Origin of the sequence: Pseudoalteromonas ulvae UL12 (genome assembly GCF_014925405.1) — a bacterium.
GTDB classification, from domain to species: Bacteria; Pseudomonadota; Gammaproteobacteria; order Enterobacterales; family Alteromonadaceae; genus Pseudoalteromonas; species Pseudoalteromonas ulvae.
Genome location: NZ_AQHJ01000034.1, coordinates 63,965 through 80,214, shown reverse-complemented (window position 1 = coordinate 80,214; position 16,250 = coordinate 63,965). Strand labels below are relative to the sequence as shown.

Below are 16,250 nucleotides of genomic sequence, written 5' to 3'. Positions count from 1 at the left end.
TGGATTTTAGGCGAGTGACGATGAAACGGATTACTTTTTTTATTGCCATATTTTGCTCTGCACTGATTTGCAGCTTTCAACTTTTCGCTTCTTTGCAAGTACTCACCATAGATAATCAAGCCATACATGGACGTCATATTTTGGCGATCAATCAAGACCCTAGAGGTGATTTTTGGTTAGCCACTGATAGCGGCTTGTTCCGGTTTGATGGTATCAATACTCGTCCTATTACCTCGCTTGAAGTGCCAGGCTTGATAGGCCAGTCTTTTCGCGAAATATCCTCTACTCAAAAGCATATTTGGTTAAGCAGTGATAAAGGGTTAGAACAAATCAATATTGACAACCAAACTAGCCAAGTACTCTTTTTGGGCCCTGTGAGCCATGTTTTTGTTCAAGACCCTCATTCTATTTGGTTTTTAAGTCAAGGTCGTTTGCATCGCTATCATGAGGGGCAGCTTTACTTTCCTCTTACTAATTTAAACTTAGGGGCTATTAGCCAATTTGCTCTATTACCGAATGGCCATCTTTGGGTTTACAATACAGATAACCAACTGATAAAAGTCAGACTTGCTTCAGAAAAAGTCATCACTATCCTCACCCACTTACCCGGTATTAAAGAAATATCCGCTGATAAACAGGGCCGAGTGTGGGTAATAGACTCATCACACACATTATTTCAGCTTCAAGCTACTCAATTAGAAAAATACCAGCCTTTATCATCATTGGTGCTTACCAGTATCAAACATCGAGATAATGGCTATTTCTATGCGGTAGGTAAGCATCAAGCGTATTTACACGATAGCGTCACGGATCAGACTAAAACAATCCCCCTTGACCAAATAAACTCGATTACCAATAGCTACATAGATACAAATAAACAGTTATGGTTGCAAGATACATCAGGTGTTTGGCAAACACAGTTTTTACCTCTGATTATCGATAAAGAAGTGGCAACGATCTCACCGATATACCCACTGACTCAACTGCAGCAAAAAGATATTCTCAACGGGGAGAGTTTTGCATTAAAAGATATTATTCAATATCAAGAAAATAGCTGGATTTATAGTAATAAAGACGGCGTATATAAATACCAAACGACACATGAAGCTCCAACAAAACTCTCTATCGCACGTGACATCCATAAACTGGCCGTTAATGGTGAGTCGCTTATTTTGGCAAACCACCACTCAATATACTCTTTAGATCTGGAAACATTACAAAAAAGCACACACCTTGAATTTAGTCATATCAATGCAGTGTCAAATTATGTCGATCAACAGTTTATTTTTACCACCAATAAACACCTCTATGCACTCAATGATAACCAAGCTCGGCTGCTCGCTTTATTGCCCAATCAAATAACTGAGATTTATGACCTCGCTTACAATACTACCAAAAACAAAATTTACATCGCCTCGAAAGAAGGGTTTTGGCAAGTAAGTCATGAACTGAACAACCGCTTCACATTCGAATTACTGCTTGCTGGCGATACGCGAAAAATAACCACACTCAATGACACACATTATTGGCTGCATCACAATGATGTAGCCAAATTTTACAATTTAAGCACTCACGAAGTAGAGTTTGTAAATAACACCGTGCTTTCTGATTCACCTCTGGATCTGTTAAAAGTAGGCAATGGCGTGTTGGCTCAAAAAAATAACCAGTTTATTACCTTAACACCCACCACTCACTACCAAGATGTGAGTCAGCTTCGTATTTCTGAAGTGGTGTTTACACATAAAATTCAGCAATCTTTGCTTTTTCCTAGCGACACTATTCATCTTCCAAGCCCAGTTAGCAACGTGCAACTCAATTTAGCTTCCTTCAATCCTTCAGGACTTGATTACTTTCAATTTAAATATCGCATGCTTCCCAATCAAGAATGGCAGACCATGAGCCCAAACCAAGCGAGTTTAAATATTATGTCGTTGCCTTCTGGGACGCATGTGTTGGAAATAGAAAATAACGGAGAGCCCAAATTACAAAGAACTCAACTCACCTTAGTGAGTCACGGGAGTAATTTATTCGCTTTAATTGATTTATTAGCTATTGTTATTGCCGTTATTGGACTCACTTTTGTCTTCCTCAAGGCTAAACGCTCTGGCCTTCATGGCAATAGTTTGACCGCTTCTTTATTAAGACAAACAAAAGAGTCGGTATGGATTGCAAATCAAGATTTCGAGATTATTGAAGTCAACAAAGTATTTACTCAAACTACTGGTTATCAAAAGCATGACATCCTAGGTAAAAAAACCAAAATCTACACCAGTAACGGTCGCAATATACAACTTGAGCAACTGATATATAAAGAACTAAAAGAGAATAGTTTTTGGTCTGGGCAAATTTGGAGTTCCCGTAAAAATGCCGAAGAATATTATTTGGACTTAACCATTACAGAGATTAAACAAAAATCGATCTTTGAACTGAAAAACAAAACCTTGTATATCGGAATGTTCAACGATATCACCACACGTAAACGCCATGAAAAAGAATTACAGCTATTAGCTACCCGCGACCCCATAACCGGACTTGCTAATCGGACATTATTTATAGAGCACCTTAACAAAGCTATTGTTGATAGCCGCGAAGCGTTTCCATCTTTTGCTTTATTATTTTTAGATCTCGATAATTTTCACAAAATTAATGAATCTCTCGGGCACAGCCAAGGTGATGTGCTGCTCAATTTAGTCAGTAAGCGTATCAATAAGTTACTCGATAAAGGCTGTATTTTATCAAGGCTTGGTGGTGATGAGTTCGCTATTCTGATCCCCCCATATTTATATAACAACATGAGTATTTTTTACCTAAAGCGACAAGCACAAAAAATTCTTAGTAAAATAAACAATTTTAATTTAAACGAAATCGAAGTGACTGTCTCTGCAAGTATTGGCATTGCCTTATTTCCAGAAAATGGCGTCAATTGCGAAAGCTTAATGCGCAGCGCTGACAGCGCATTAAATTACGCTAAGCACCACGGTAAAAATAACTTCCAGTTTTACGATAAAAAACTGCAAAGCTCGAGCCCACACAGCCTTTCCAAAGAAAGCGCTTTATTCCATGCTATCGAAAATGAAGAGTTTATTTTTTATTACCAACCCAAATTTAACACCATCAAAAATAAAATTGTTGGCTTTGAAGCCCTTGCTCGCTGGCCTCAGCCCGATGGAACAGTTGTCGGACCCAATGACTTTATCCCGATCGCTGAAAAAAATGGCACCATTATCGCGCTGACCAAAAGCCTGTTAAAACAAGCGTGTATGCAAGTTAAAACATGGTATGAACAAGGAGAGTTAGTCGGTAGGGTCGCTGTAAATATTTCAGCCGGTCATTTCCAACAAGCCAGTTTAATCGAAGATTTAACCCACTTATTGACGATTTACAACATCAGTGGCCGACACTTGGAACTTGAAATTACCGAAAGCGCCATGATGCAAGATCCTGATTTTGCGATAAAACAAATGGAAAAACTTAAATCGCTTGGTTTTTCTATCGCACTTGATGATTTTGGGACTGGCCATTCTTCGTTGAGCTACTTAAAGCAATTTCCAATTGATACGTTAAAGATTGACCGTTCCTTTATTGTCGATATGGTTGAAAATGAACGAGATAGAAACATCACTGCAACTATTATCCGATTAGCCAAGTATCTCGATATTAAAGTGGTTGCAGAGGGTGTCGAAACGTATGATCAATCTTATTTACTGCATGTGATGGGGTGTAATGTTGTACAAGGCTATTATTTCAGCCCACCAGTCTCGGTTGCCAATTTAGCGGATTTAAAAATAGACAAGCCATTAAAAAATAATAAAAAAAAGGCTGGTTAACTTTCAGCCTTTTTCTCTCTACCTAGCAGTGACATCGCAGCTTCTTTAACATTTTTACCTTCATACAAAACTTGGTAAATTTGTTCTGTGATGGGCATTTCAACACCAACACGTTTTGCTAACAAATACACTTCCTTGGTATTACGATAACCTTCTACAACTTGACCAATCGATGTTTGAGCTGACTCTACATCAGATCCTTGGCCCAGTGCTAAGCCAAAACGACGATTGCGAGACTGATTATCAGTGCAGGTTAAAATCAAATCACCCAAACCGGCCATGCCCATAAATGTATCGGGTTTGGCGCCCATCGCGCACCCAAGTCGGCACATTTCAGCCAAGCCTCGGGTAATCAATGCCGTTCGAGCATTTGCTCCAAATCCAAAACCATCAGAAATACCAGCACCAATAGCAATCACATTTTTCACGGCGCCACCTAATTGCACACCAATGAAATCATCATTGCTGTACACTCTAAATGAGCGGCCACAATGGAGGTAATCAGAAAGTTGTTTCACTAATTGCCCATCAGCAGATGAGACTGAAATCGCTGTCGGCAAACCCATTGCCATTTCTTTAGCAAACGTAGGACCTGACACCACAGCTAACGAAATATCCTCACCCAAAATATCACGAGCAACATCTTGCAGTAAGCGACCCGTATTCGGCTCAAGACCCTTAGTTGCCCAAGCGACTTTCGCGCCGGGTTGTAGATAAGGTTTAATATTCGTTAAGGTTTGCGCAAATGCATGGCTTGGCACAACCACCAATACAGTTTGTGTGTGCGACACGACTTTGGCAAGATCGGCTTCTAAGTGTAAAGTATCTGGAAAAGCAGCACCTGGTAAATAACGCTCATTGCTACGTTCTTTTGCAAGTGTTTCGATGTGAGCTGAGTCTCGTCCCCATAACGCTATGTTATGGCTATTTCGTGCTAGACAAATAGCAAGGGCGGTCCCGTATGAGCCCGCCCCTAAGACTGAAACAGCAAAATTAGCTGTTGTCATAATATTTATGCGTCTGCTTGCGCCTGCTCTGCTTGAGCTGCACGTTGCTGAACGTACTGGCCAAATAAAGCATCAAAGTTTACAGGTGCTAAGTTTAATTGTGGGAAAGTACCACGATTCACTAAGTTTGAAACTGTTTCACGTGCATATGGGAATAGCGTATTTGGGCAGAATGCACCAAGCATATGCGCCAATTGACCTTCTTCTACATCACTAATTGTGAAAATACCTGCTTGCTGTACTTCACATAAAAATGCCGTTTCTTCACCAATCGTTGCAGTCACAGTCAGTGCTAGTACAACTTCAAATACACCTTCATCTAACTTAGCTGAACGCGTATCTAAGTCTAATTTTACTTCTGGCGTCCATTCTTTTTGAAAAATCGCAGGTGAATTAGGCGTTTCAAACGAAATATCTTTTGTATAAATACGTTGAATTGCAAATTGAGGACCAGCCTGTTCTTGAGCTGCGTTTTGATCATGTTCTGCCATGTTACTTCCTATTGAATTTATTAATTATTGAAGCAAAGTATCCAATTTACCTTGCGCTTCGAGTGCCATCATATCATCACATCCGCCAATATGCTGAGCACCGATAAAAATTTGCGGCACAGTATAACTACCGTTCGCTTTTTCGATCATTTCATCGCGAAGTTCAGGCTGCTTGCCAATATCATACTCTACGAATTCGACGCCTTTACTGGTTAACAATGCTTTTGCACGAACACAATAAGGGCAATAATCTTTTGTATAAACAACTACTTTGTTACTCATAGTCTAACGTCCCGATGTCATTGGTAAACCAGCATTTTGCCATGCTCCAATACCGCCAGATAAAATATAAACTTGCTCATAGCCAGCTTTATTTAAGTTATCGGCTACACTAGATGCGGTCATACCTGTGTTACATACAACTATAATGGGCGCACTTTTTAGCTTTTCAACCGCAGAAAACTCTTTTTCTTTTGCTTTTTCCGCTGATAAGTGCACTGAGCCTGCAATATGACCAGTATTGAACTCTTTTAAAGCACGGATATCTACCACAGCACCATTTTCGCGATTCACAAGTAATGTCAGTTGTTGCGGATTGATGTGCTTAATCGCAGAAAACTTAGCTTTAAACCAGCCTAAAATAATCGCCATCACTAAACCAAGCCAAATTAAGCTTAAAATCGGATGATTTCCGATAAACTCTATATATTGCTCCATTCACATTCCAATTTTTACAGTTAATTAAACAAACGGCGTAAGTATACACGCTTAAAAGTAAGATACTAGGCTAATTATCTCATTCACAGCCCGCCTTAACTTAACACAAACATGCACGTAAAAATGCGTGTTGACCCTGTAAGCCCCGCTTAATTTTTAGATAGCTTTTTATCTTACCTCTCGCTAACCCACGATTTATCAACAGCCAAGTTAATTTAAGGTGAATTATATTAATATGCTGGTTTCTTTGCTGATAATAAAAACAAAAAGCGGTATGCTTGCGCTACTGCGTATTTTTAACAATATTTCACGATCTCAGGAGCTCAAATGACACTGAAAAAGAAACCTCTGGTACTAATTATCCTTGATGGCTGGGGCTACCGCGAAGACCCGCAAAGTAATGCTATTTTAGCTGCCAATACACCTGTCATGGATCAATTATGGCAACAGTGCCCGAGCACTCTTATTTCAGGTTCAGGTCTTGATGTCGGCTTACCCAATGGTCAAATGGGCAACTCAGAGGTCGGTCATGTTAACTTAGGCGCTGGTCGGATTGTTTACCAAGATTTTACTCGCATCACTAAATCAATCGAAGACGGTGACTTTTTTAACAATGCCACTATTGTGAATGCCATTGATCAAGCTGTTGCCAATAACAAAGCGGTTCATTTAATGGGATTGTTAAGCCCAGGTGGTGTACACAGCCATATTGACCATATCATTGCCAGCATCGAACTGGCCGCGCAACGAGGTGCAAAAGAAGTATATTTACACGCCTTCTTAGATGGCCGAGATACACCGCCTCGCAGTGCACAAGCCTCAATTGACTTGGTTGATGCCAAGTTTAACGAACTAAACTGCGGTAGAATTGCGTCGTTGATTGGTCGTTATTATGCGATGGATCGTGATAACCGTTGGGATCGAGTTGAAAAAGCTTACAACCTAATGACTCAAGCAAAAGCTGAATTCAATTATGCCAATGCAACCGACGCTTTAAACGCAGCCTATCAACGTGATGAAAATGATGAGTTTGTCGCCGCCACGTCAATTCTAGGTAACAACCAAGAAAGTGCGACGATTAATGATGGTGACAGTATCGTGTTCTTAAACTTTAGAGCGGATCGCGCGCGTCAAATGAGTCGAGTGTTTGTTGAATCAGATTTTTCGGGGTTCACTAAACAAGTAACTCCGCAATTGGCTGCGTTTGTGACTATGACTGAATACGCTAAAGATATTCCAGCCCCCTCGGCATTTCCGTCAGTTGCATTAACCAATGTCTTAGGTGAGTGGTTAGCGAAACACAATAAAACGCAACTACGCATTTCAGAAACTGAAAAATATGCCCACGTAACTTTCTTTTTTAGTGGTGGCCGTGAAGAATTATTTGAAGGCGAAGATCGCGTGCTCATCCCATCACCTCAAGTAGCCACTTATGATTTACAGCCCGAAATGAACTCTGAAATGCTCACAGATAAACTAGTCGAGGCAATACATAACGGCGCACATGATGTCATTATATGCAACTACCCCAATGGTGATATGGTTGGCCATTCAGGCGTGTTCAGCGCAGCAGTGAAAGCCTGTGAAGCAGTTGATCACTGCATTGGTCGTGTGATTGAAGCTCTAAAAGAAACTGGGGGTGAAGCGCTAATTACTGCCGATCATGGTAATGCGGAGCAAATGGAAAATCTACAAACAGGCCAAGCACATACCGCTCATACTAGCGAACCGGTGCCATTTATCTATTTTGGCCGAGAAGCCAAAGCACTTGACGCTAAAAAACTGAGTGACGTTGCCCCGACCATGCTTCATTTATTAGGGATGGAACAACCAGAGGAAATGACTGGCAGTACCATAATGCAAGTGAACTAACCAAGGTGGGTCATCTAATAAAAACAATAACGCTACCCCTTTTATGCCTTTCTTTATCGTTACCATTGGCTTATGCCAATGGTAACGAAGATCGCACAAAACAAGACTTAAACCAAATTCAAAAAGAACTTAAAAGCAGTGCTGAACGTCTCAAAAAGCAGCGCTCTGAGATAACCTCCCAAGAGAAAAACTTAAAGCAAGCAGAACTCGAAATCGCTCATAATGCCAAATCACTCAAAGAGTTAAATTTTGCAACAGAGCTAAATCGTAACGAACAACTCGCCCTTGAAGAAAACATTAAAGAACTCAATACCATTAAGCTGATGCAACAAAACGCCCTCGCTGCCCAGCTACGAAGTGCTTATATGTCCGGCAGTCATGATTACAGTAAGCTTTTACTGAATCAGCAAGAGGTCACTAGCTTTGAGCGCACTTTAAGCTATTACAGCTACTTAAATAATGCACGAATTAAACAAATTGACTCACTCAAAACCACTTTAATTGAACTGGCGGCCAATCAAGATAAGTTAGCAGCCACTCAATCACAACTAGTTGTACTTTTAGCTGAGCAAAAACAAAAACAAAATGCACTCGTGTTAGCCCAAAATGAGCGAAAAACTAGCTTACAGCAACTTAAAAATCAGCTTTCGTCGACTCAATCAGCAATTGATTACCTCAAACAAAATGAACAAATGTTGCGTGACACTTTGCAAGAATTACAGCAACAAGTACAAGAAGTTATCCGATTCGATGGCTTACTTGCAGATAAAGGTAAACTTAACTGGCCAAGTCGAGGGCGTTTAACCCATAAATTCGGTCAACGTAAACATGGTAGTTTCCGCTGGAAAGGGGTCGTGATCAAGGCTAATGAAGGCGCGCCAGTCACGACGATCCATCATGGACAAGTCGTTTTTTCTGATTGGTTAAAAGGCTTTGGCTGGGTCGTTGTGATAGATCATGGCGAAGGTTTTATGAGTCTTTATGGCCATAACCAAGCCATTTTAAAAGAAGTAGGCGATCAAGTTACACAAGGTGAAGTCATCGCATTAGTCGGTCAAAGCGGTGGACAAAGCGATCCTGGTCTATACTTCGAAATACGGCATAAGGGAAGCGCGGTAAACCCTAATAAATGGTGTAGATAACTAACATGAACTAGTTGGCTACACTCGACCCAGGAGTGAGCCAATGAATAATTTATCCCCATTAGTTAATCGTTTTAACAGCATTATTTTGTCGCTTTTTTTCTGCTTTTTAAGTGTACCAACACTCCACGCAGATGAAGCCAATGCAGATCTGTCTGCTATTTTAGAGCATATCCAAGCATTTTATGTTGATAAAATAGATGATCGCAAGCTCAATCAAACAGCCATCGACTCAATCATCAAGCAGCTAGACCCACATTCTGCCTACCTAGATCCTGAGGCACTAGAAGATTTATTTAATGTTGCCAATGGTCAATATACTGGGCTTGGAATTGAAGTAGAGCAACGTGATGATCATATTATGATTGTTGCTGCACTGCCTAATTCCCCCGCTTCACAGGCCGGAATTAAAAAAGGCGATATTCTACTGCAAATTAATGAACAAACGGTCATTAACAAACCGATAAAACAAGTCGCTTCACTCATTAGTAAAGCTAAATCTCCAACGATTAAGCTAGCAATTGCTCGAAATGGTCATACTGAAGCACTCACTTTTAACGTTCAACGAGACAAAATTTCAATCGAAAGTGTTACCGGTTCATTAAGCGAACTCGGGTATGCCACCATTCGGATCAGCAACTTTAACAATCACACCCTACATGATGTCGCCCGATTAATTGCTCGCTTAATCAACGAAAATGGCCAAGATTTATCTGGTTTACTGATTGATCTTCGGGATAACCCAGGTGGTGTATTGAGCAGCGCAGTGGCTATTTCTGATTTATTTTTACAACAAGGCACCATTGTTACAACAAAAGGGCGCTTTTATGATGCTAACCACGCTTATTATGCAAAACAAGGCGATGTCCTAAATGGCGCACCTATTGTGGTATTAATAAATAAAGGCTCGGCGTCTGCAGCTGAAATTTTAGCTGGTGCATTAAAAGATAATCATAGAGCAACCGTTGTTGGTACTCGCTCTTATGGAAAAGGTTCAGTGCAATCTTTAATTCCTCTTGGCGATGGGCAAACCGCGTTAAAACTAACCACTGCGAAGTACTATACGCCTTCAGGTAAATCTATTGATGGGATCGGTATTGCGCCTGATATCGCGATAGAACAAGCTAAAATTCCAACTGAAGACGAGCAAATTTTGAGGAAAATGAGTGAAGGAATTAGTAATCAACCCTTGCTTACCGCATTTCGCGATGTACAATTAGAACAAGCTCAAAAAATACTAAGAAAATACTAGGTACAAGACTAAAAATGTAAATTTTTAGTTGCATAAACACCATAATAAATAACAAATTGCGCCTAAACATCAATTGTTTGTTTAAGGCGCAACAATAACCATAATAAGAATCTATTTGTGCGCTTAAAATTCAGGATGATTAGTTTTTGCATGCTACTTTGTTCGACAAGTAGTTATGCTGGCCAAGTGGCCATCGTCATTGACGATATTGGATACCATGCTCGCGACCTACAAGCCATAACCTTACCTGGCGAAGTTTCCTATTCCATTTTACCTCACACTCCGTTTGCAAAAAGGTTTGCCACACAGGCTGAACTCGCCAATAAAGAGCTTCTTTTACATGTGCCTATGCAAGCAATTAGTGGTAAAGAGCTAGGCCCTGGCGCAATTACACAAGACATGAACAAAGCCGAGCTGCAATACACCTTAGAAAAGGCTCTAGATGATTTACCACAAGTCAAAGGCATCAATAACCACATGGGCTCCTACCTCACACAAAAAATCAAACCTATGTCATGGACTATGGAGATTTTAAAAGAGCGGAATTTATATTTTTTAGACAGCAAGACGACACAAAAAAGCCAAGCGCAAAATATGGCAAACTTATTTGGAGTCAATAATATTAGTCGTCACGTATTTCTTGATAATATCCCTAGCGAAAAACAAATGACATTTCGCCTCAATCAATTGATACGGCTGGCTAAAAAGAATGATTATGCAATAGCGATAGCCCACCCCTACCCTGAAACTTTAGCGTTTTTAGATAAGCATATTCCTACGTTAAAAGATCAGGGAATTGAGCTTGTACCTTTATCTCGCTTAGTAAACAAAAAATATATTCGTTTAGCTGCATTGTCTGAACAAACAACATCAAGCGAATAACCTTCTCTAAACAGACCTAGTTAACTTTCAGAAGCAATAGATATAAAAAAAGCCTCAAATTGAGGCTTTTTTTATATCTATAAGGCGTTTTAGGCGGTCATTAGATTTTGTAGCTTTTTCATTGCTGATTTTTCAAGCTGTCTAACACGCTCAGCGGATACATCATATTTTGTCGCTAAATCTTGTAAAGTTGCTTTATCATCACTTAACCAACGAGTGCTAACAATATCTTGCGAACGCTCATCAAGAGTTTTAAGTGCTGAGAATAAACGATTATGAGTGGCGTTTTCCCACTGCTCTTGCTCAATACTTTCAGCAAGATCCACGCTATTGTCTGTTAAATACTGGGCTGGAGAGTATTGAGTTGAACTTGATGAATCATCTTCATCATTACCTAAATCAAAGCCCATATCTTGACTACTCATTCGCGATTCCATTTCGCGAACATCTTTTTCTGTCACACCTAGTTCATTTGCTACAGTGGCAATTTCATCTTGGTTAAACCAACCAAGGCGCTTTTTATTCTTTCTTAAATTAAAGAATAATTTGCGTTGCGCTTTAGTGGTCGCCACTTTAACAATGCGCCAATTTTTTAATACATACTCATGGATTTCTGCTTTTATCCAATGAACTGCAAACGAAACTAAACGCACCCCTACTGATGGGTCAAAACGTTTTACGGCCTTCATCAAGCCAATATTACCTTCTTGGATTAAATCCGCTTGCGGTAATCCGTATCCTGAATACCCTTTGGCAATGTGCGCCACAAAACGAAGGTGTGACATAATGAGCTGTCTTGCAGCATCAAGGTCACCGTCTTGCTGGAGTTTTACTGCCAGTGCTTGTTCTTGTTCAGCACTTAACATCGCGATACTGCTAACAGCCTGAAGATACCCCTCCATACTGCCACTTTGCTGTGGCACAGTTAACATCATTGCTTGTAAATCTTTGCTCATATTTCACCTCTAGGATCCATGCTTTTCGCAATATTAGCACTCTTTTAAATAGAGTGCTAATTTCATATCGTTTTTTAAGACTCGATGATTTTTGAAAAGTTCAAAATATCGAGTACTACTTTAAATAAGAAGAAAAGAAGAACGATAGCTTGGATTTGTTACGTAAAAATGTCTAATTTAAAATTCAATATTTGCGCACTCTTGACTGCGCTAGATGCTTAACTTAGCAAAATCTCTCCTAAGTGCAAGAGGAAGAATGTAAATATATCTTACATATTTCGCATCCCATCGCTTTTCAAGGTGTTAGTGAAATATAAAAATTAAGCACTTAAATATTGATTCACTGTTGTCGTCGATAATTATTAAGAATAAATCAAAACAGCGCTGAACAATGATATCTGTATAGTTCAGCACTCCTTAAGTCTTTCATTGCCTAGATTTTATCGGGTTCTATCGCATCGATATATCGTTTAACAGATAAAAATGACCCACTAAGACCAAGGGTCACTCCAACGCATAACAAAGCAATAAACTCTGAAAACGTTAGCCCTTGTAATAAAAAATCAGTTTGATAAACACCAGCAACATGGCTGACAGCGGATTCTAGCCACCAAGTCATTATAACTATTGAAATAAATGAGAATAACCCACCAATTAAGCCATACCAAATACCCGTCCATAAAAATGGCGCTTGTATAAAGTTATTTGTGGCACCGACTAGCTTCATCACTTGAATCTCTTCTTTTTTATCCATAATGGATAACCTTATCGTATTACCAATAATCAAAATAACCGATGTCAGTAATAAAAAAGCAATGGTAATAACACTTTCTCTTAATAAGCTTAACAAAGCATTCAATCGCTCTAGCCATTCAATATCAAGCTTACCGAAATCTATATTTCGTTCTTTTTCTAATTTATTAAGGAGCGCTCTGGCAGCTTGGGCGGAGGTATGACGCTTAGTTGGTGTCACTAAAATAACACTCGGTAATGGATTTTCATCTAAATAATTTAGCGCCTGACCAAATCCTGACGCAAGCTTAAATTCGTCAAGTGCAGCTTGCTTTGAAATAAACCTTACTTGATCTATTTCTGGGTATAAACGCAGTTTATTAACTAATGAGTTTGTTTCTTGTTCTGAGCTAGTTGTTTTAACAAACAAAGATATTTCAGCAGCATTTTCAAATCCACTGCTAACTTGCTGAACATTTTTCACCACTAAATACAAAGTTGCGGGAAGAGTTAAACTTAACCCTAAAACGGCGATTGTCATTAATGATGCTGCAGGCGTTCTCCACATTTCACCTAAACTGTGCACTCCTTGGCGAAGTGTATTTTGGGCAATAAAATAAAGATTAAGCCACCATGATTTTTGATATGTTTCTGCTTGGCTATGGCGCCCTTTGAATAAAATACTCACACGCCCTCCTGCGACAATAAATCATCAATCAATCGTCCTTTTTTCAGGGTTAAGCTGCGATACTTCATTCGAGCAATCAAACCTAAATCATGAGTTGCAATAAGAACGGTTGTGCCTTGTTGATTAAAATCTTTGAATAAATTCAGGATCTCAACTGATAACTCGGGGTCTAAATTACCGGTCGGTTCATCTGCTAACAAAATTGGGGGGGAATTAACAATCGCGCGAGCAATCCCCACTCGCTGCTGCTCACCACCCGATAAGGTATCTGGGTAACATTTGACTTTACTGAGTAATCCAACACGGTCGAGTGCGGCATGAACGCGTTTTTCAATATCTTTGCGGTGCATGCCTTCTATTACTAATGGGAAAGCAACATTATCGAAAATATTATACCTGTTCAGTAAGCGATGATTTTGAAAAATCATTCCAATATCACGGCGTACAAAAGGTACTTGTTTTGTTGAGAGTTGGTTAAGTTTCACTCCATTGATGAAGACTTCACCTGCGGAAGGACGCTCCATTAAACTGATCAGTTTTAAGAGTGTACTTTTTCCTGCACCGCTATGCCCGGTTAAAAAAGCTAATTCTCCAGGCTCTAAATGAAAGCTGACTTTTTCAAGAGCGAGGTGCCCACCTGGGTATGTTTTACTTACTTGCTGAAATTTTATCATTATTATTTTATCTTACAGCGAAGGGGCGCCTAAGCGCCCAATTTTAACACTAAGATTGTTCGTCCTGGCTAAAGAGTGCATCGATGAAATCATCACTCTTAAATGGGCGAAGATCATCAATCCCTTCACCAACCCCGATGTAACGAATTGGTATATTAAATTTATCAGCTACGGCAAAAATAACGCCACCTTTCGCTGTTCCATCAAGTTTGGTCAAAGCAATACCTGATAAGCCAACTGCCTTGTTAAATAAATCCACCTGACTAATCGCATTTTGACCTGTCCCCGCATCAATCGTTAACATCACTTCATGCGGAGCGCTCTCATCAATCTTTTTCATAACGCGGGCTATTTTTTCAAGCTCTTGCATTAAGTTATCTTTATTTTGCAAACGCCCTGCTGTATCTGCTATTAAAATATCTACCTTACGAGCTTTAGCTGCTTGATAGGCATCAAAAATAACCGAAGCACTATCAGCTCCGGTGTGCTGAGCTACCACAGGAATATCGTTGCGCTCACCCCATACTTGCAACTGCTCCACCGCAGCCGCTCTAAATGTATCGCCAGCAGCTAACATCACAGATTTACCTTGTGATTGAAATTGCTTAGCTAACTTACCAATCGTTGTTGTTTTACCAACGCCATTGACTCCAACCATCAAGATCACAAACGGACCATCTGATTGTTCAACATCTAAGGTTTGCTCAGCTGAATGAAGCATGTCGGCCATTTCTTGCTTTAATAACTCGTAGAGCGCTTCACCATCTTTTAACTGTTTGCGATCGGCGGCATCGGTTAAGCGGTCGATTAACTTTAATGTTGTATCAACACCTAAATCAGCCGTTAACAACTGAGTTTCTAGCTCTTCAAATAACTCGTCATCTATCTTTTTTCCTGAGAAGATATTGATAAACCCAGAGCCAATATTCTGTTTAGTTTTTATTAGGCTTTTCTTTAAGCGACTAAAAAAACCTTCTTTTTTTGGTGCATGCGATGCTGGTTCTGTTGTTTGTTCTGTAGATTTGACTTCTTGAGCTGCCATCTCAGCTAAGCGAGCTTCTTCGGCAGCTTTGGCTTGTTGCGCTGCTACTTCAGCTAAGCGAGCTTCTTCAGCGGCTTTTGCTTCTTGCGCAGCTATTTCAGCTAAGCGAGCCTCTTCTGCAGCTTTGGCTTGTTGCGCAGCTATTTCAGCCAAGCGAGCCTCTTCTGCAGCTTTAGCTTCTTGTGCTGCGGCTTCAGCTAAACGAGTCTCTTCTGCAGCTTTAGCTTTCTGCGCAGCTATTTCAGCTAAGCGAGCCTCTTCTGCAGCTTTGGCTTCTTGCGCAGCCACTTCAGCTAAACGAGCCTCTTCTGCAGCTTTTGCTTCTTGAACTGCCATCTCAGCTAAACGAGCTTCTTCAGCAGCTTTAGCTTTCTGCGCAGCTATTTCAGCCAAGCGAGCCTCTTCTGCAGCTTTAGCTTCTTGCGCTGCTACTTCAGCTAAACGAGCTTCTTCAGCGGCTTTGGCTTCTTGCGCGGCCACTTCAGCTAAGCGAGTTTCTTCAGCAGCTTTGGCTTCTTGAGCTGCTACTTCAGCTAAACGGGCCTCTTCTGCAGCTTTTGCTTCTTGCGCGGCCACTTCAGCTAAGCGAGTTTCTTCAGCAGCTTTGGCTTCTTGAGCTGCTACTTCAGCTAAACGGGCCTCTTCTGCAGCTTTTGCTTCTTGAACTGCCATCTCAGCTAAACGAGCTTCTTCAGCAGCTTTAGCTTTCTGCGCAGCTATTTCAGCCAAGCGAGCTTCTTCAGCGGCTTTGGCTTCTTGCGCTGCTACTTCAGCTAAACGGGCCTCTTCTGCAGCTTTTGCTTCTTGCGCTGCGGCTTCAGCTAGGCGAGCTTGTTCAATCGAGTTATCTTCATTGGAAGGAGTGTTTTGTTCTGGTGTTTGTTCGGTGTCTTTTTTACCTAACCCTAACCAAGATAAAAATCTGTTTTTTTTTGCCATACTAGCTAATAACCACTTATATAAATCTG

General features: G+C 40.4%; 13 protein-coding genes. 5 read left to right on the top strand and 8 right to left on the bottom strand.

Translation table 11 applies throughout. The features are described from left to right. Nucleotides 1-20: 20 nt before the first annotated feature. Nucleotides 21-3,827 (top strand): EAL domain-containing protein, encoded by a 3,807-nt coding sequence (locus PULV_RS17060; protein WP_193332328.1) that lies wholly within the window; start codon nt 21-23, stop codon nt 3,825-3,827. On the opposite strand, the gene gpsA is transcribed toward PULV_RS17060, so the two are convergent. The 4 genes from gpsA to PULV_RS17040 are packed head-to-tail and all read right to left on the bottom strand — an operon-like array spanning nt 3,824 to nt 6,042. Then, the gene (gene gpsA, locus PULV_RS17055; RefSeq protein ID WP_086744324.1) at nt 3,824-4,834 is read right to left on the bottom strand and encodes an NAD(P)H-dependent glycerol-3-phosphate dehydrogenase; all 1,011 of its coding nucleotides are present in this window, start codon (nt 4,832-4,834) and stop codon (nt 3,824-3,826) included. The two genes, PULV_RS17060 and gpsA, sit on opposite strands and share 4 nt — an antisense overlap. 5 nt (nt 4,835-4,839) lie before the next feature. Continuing rightward, nucleotides 4,840-5,325 carry a protein-export chaperone SecB gene (secB, locus tag PULV_RS17050; protein ID WP_086744323.1) on the bottom strand — a complete coding sequence of 162 codons (486 nt, stop codon included), beginning with the start codon at nt 5,323-5,325 and terminating at the stop codon, nt 4,840-4,842. A gap of 24 nt (nt 5,326-5,349) precedes the next feature. Then, nucleotides 5,350-5,607, bottom strand: a complete 258-nt coding sequence (grxC, locus tag PULV_RS17045; RefSeq protein ID WP_086744322.1) for a glutaredoxin 3 — start codon at nt 5,605-5,607, stop codon at nt 5,350-5,352. Nucleotides 5,608-5,610: 3 nt separating this feature from the next. Continuing rightward, nucleotides 5,611-6,042, bottom strand: coding sequence for a rhodanese-like domain-containing protein (locus tag PULV_RS17040; RefSeq protein WP_193332327.1), 432 nt, complete (start codon nt 6,040-6,042; stop codon nt 5,611-5,613). A 327-nt stretch (nt 6,043-6,369) separates the two neighbouring features. Between PULV_RS17040 and gpmM the strand changes: the two genes are divergently transcribed. From gpmM to PULV_RS17020, 4 genes are all read left to right on the top strand, one after another. Next, the gene (gpmM, locus tag PULV_RS17035; protein WP_193332326.1) at nt 6,370-7,914 is read left to right on the top strand and encodes a 2,3-bisphosphoglycerate-independent phosphoglycerate mutase; all 1,545 of its coding nucleotides are present in this window, start codon (nt 6,370-6,372) and stop codon (nt 7,912-7,914) included. A 5-nt stretch (nt 7,915-7,919) separates the two neighbouring features. Continuing rightward, entirely contained in the window at nt 7,920-9,056 is a 1,137-nt protein-coding gene (locus tag PULV_RS17030; RefSeq protein WP_193332325.1) for a murein hydrolase activator EnvC family protein, read from the top strand. A 43-nt stretch (nt 9,057-9,099) separates the two neighbouring features. Continuing rightward, on the top strand, nt 9,100-10,308 hold the full coding sequence (locus PULV_RS17025) for a S41 family peptidase (protein WP_193332324.1): 1,209 nt from the start codon (nt 9,100-9,102) through the stop codon (nt 10,306-10,308). A 150-nt stretch (nt 10,309-10,458) separates the two neighbouring features. Continuing rightward, nucleotides 10,459-11,190: a divergent polysaccharide deacetylase family protein gene (locus PULV_RS17020; protein WP_227009433.1), complete on the top strand. Its 732-nt coding sequence runs from the start codon at nt 10,459-10,461 to the stop codon at nt 11,188-11,190. Nucleotides 11,191-11,279: 89 nt separating this feature from the next. On the opposite strand, the gene rpoH is transcribed toward PULV_RS17020, so the two are convergent. From rpoH to ftsY, 4 genes are all read right to left on the bottom strand, one after another. After that, nucleotides 11,280-12,146 (bottom strand): RNA polymerase sigma factor RpoH, encoded by an 867-nt coding sequence (gene rpoH / locus PULV_RS17015; protein ID WP_086744316.1) that lies wholly within the window; start codon nt 12,144-12,146, stop codon nt 11,280-11,282. A gap of 433 nt (nt 12,147-12,579) precedes the next feature. Further along, nucleotides 12,580-13,566: a permease-like cell division protein FtsX gene (gene ftsX / locus PULV_RS17010; RefSeq protein ID WP_193332323.1), complete on the bottom strand. Its 987-nt coding sequence runs from the start codon at nt 13,564-13,566 to the stop codon at nt 12,580-12,582. After that, entirely contained in the window at nt 13,563-14,240 is a 678-nt protein-coding gene (gene ftsE, locus PULV_RS17005) for a cell division ATP-binding protein FtsE (RefSeq protein WP_086744314.1), read from the bottom strand. The genes ftsX and ftsE overlap by 4 nt, the downstream gene beginning before the upstream one ends. A gap of 49 nt (nt 14,241-14,289) precedes the next feature. Then, nucleotides 14,290-16,221, bottom strand: coding sequence for a signal recognition particle-docking protein FtsY (ftsY, locus tag PULV_RS17000; RefSeq protein WP_193332322.1), 1,932 nt, complete (start codon nt 16,219-16,221; stop codon nt 14,290-14,292). Between the last annotated feature and the right edge of the window lie 29 nt (nt 16,222-16,250).

Bases quoted from the DNA above. Each gene is read 5' to 3' on its own strand.
- PULV_RS17060 (WP_193332328.1), top strand. From the start codon at position 21: ATGAAACGGATTACTTTTTTTATTGCCATATTTTGCTCTGCACTGATT.
- gpsA (WP_086744324.1), bottom strand. From the start codon at position 4,834: ATGACAACAGCTAATTTTGCTGTTTCAGTCTTAGGGGCGGGCTCATAC.
- PULV_RS17040 (WP_193332327.1), bottom strand. From the start codon at position 6,042: ATGGAGCAATATATAGAGTTTATCGGAAATCATCCGATTTTAAGCTTA.
- PULV_RS17020 (WP_227009433.1), top strand. From the start codon at position 10,459: ATGCTACTTTGTTCGACAAGTAGTTATGCTGGCCAAGTGGCCATCGTC.
- ftsE (WP_086744314.1), bottom strand. From the start codon at position 14,240: ATGATAAAATTTCAGCAAGTAAGTAAAACATACCCAGGTGGGCACCTC.
- grxC (WP_086744322.1), bottom strand. From the start codon at position 5,607: ATGAGTAACAAAGTAGTTGTTTATACAAAAGATTATTGCCCTTATTGT.
- ftsY (WP_193332322.1), bottom strand. From the start codon at position 16,221: ATGGCAAAAAAAAACAGATTTTTATCTTGGTTAGGGTTAGGTAAAAAA.
- secB (WP_086744323.1), bottom strand. From the start codon at position 5,325: ATGGCAGAACATGATCAAAACGCAGCTCAAGAACAGGCTGGTCCTCAA.
- PULV_RS17025 (WP_193332324.1), top strand. From the start codon at position 9,100: ATGAATAATTTATCCCCATTAGTTAATCGTTTTAACAGCATTATTTTG.
- rpoH (WP_086744316.1), bottom strand. From the start codon at position 12,146: ATGAGCAAAGATTTACAAGCAATGATGTTAACTGTGCCACAGCAAAGT.
- gpmM (WP_193332326.1), top strand. From the start codon at position 6,370: ATGACACTGAAAAAGAAACCTCTGGTACTAATTATCCTTGATGGCTGG.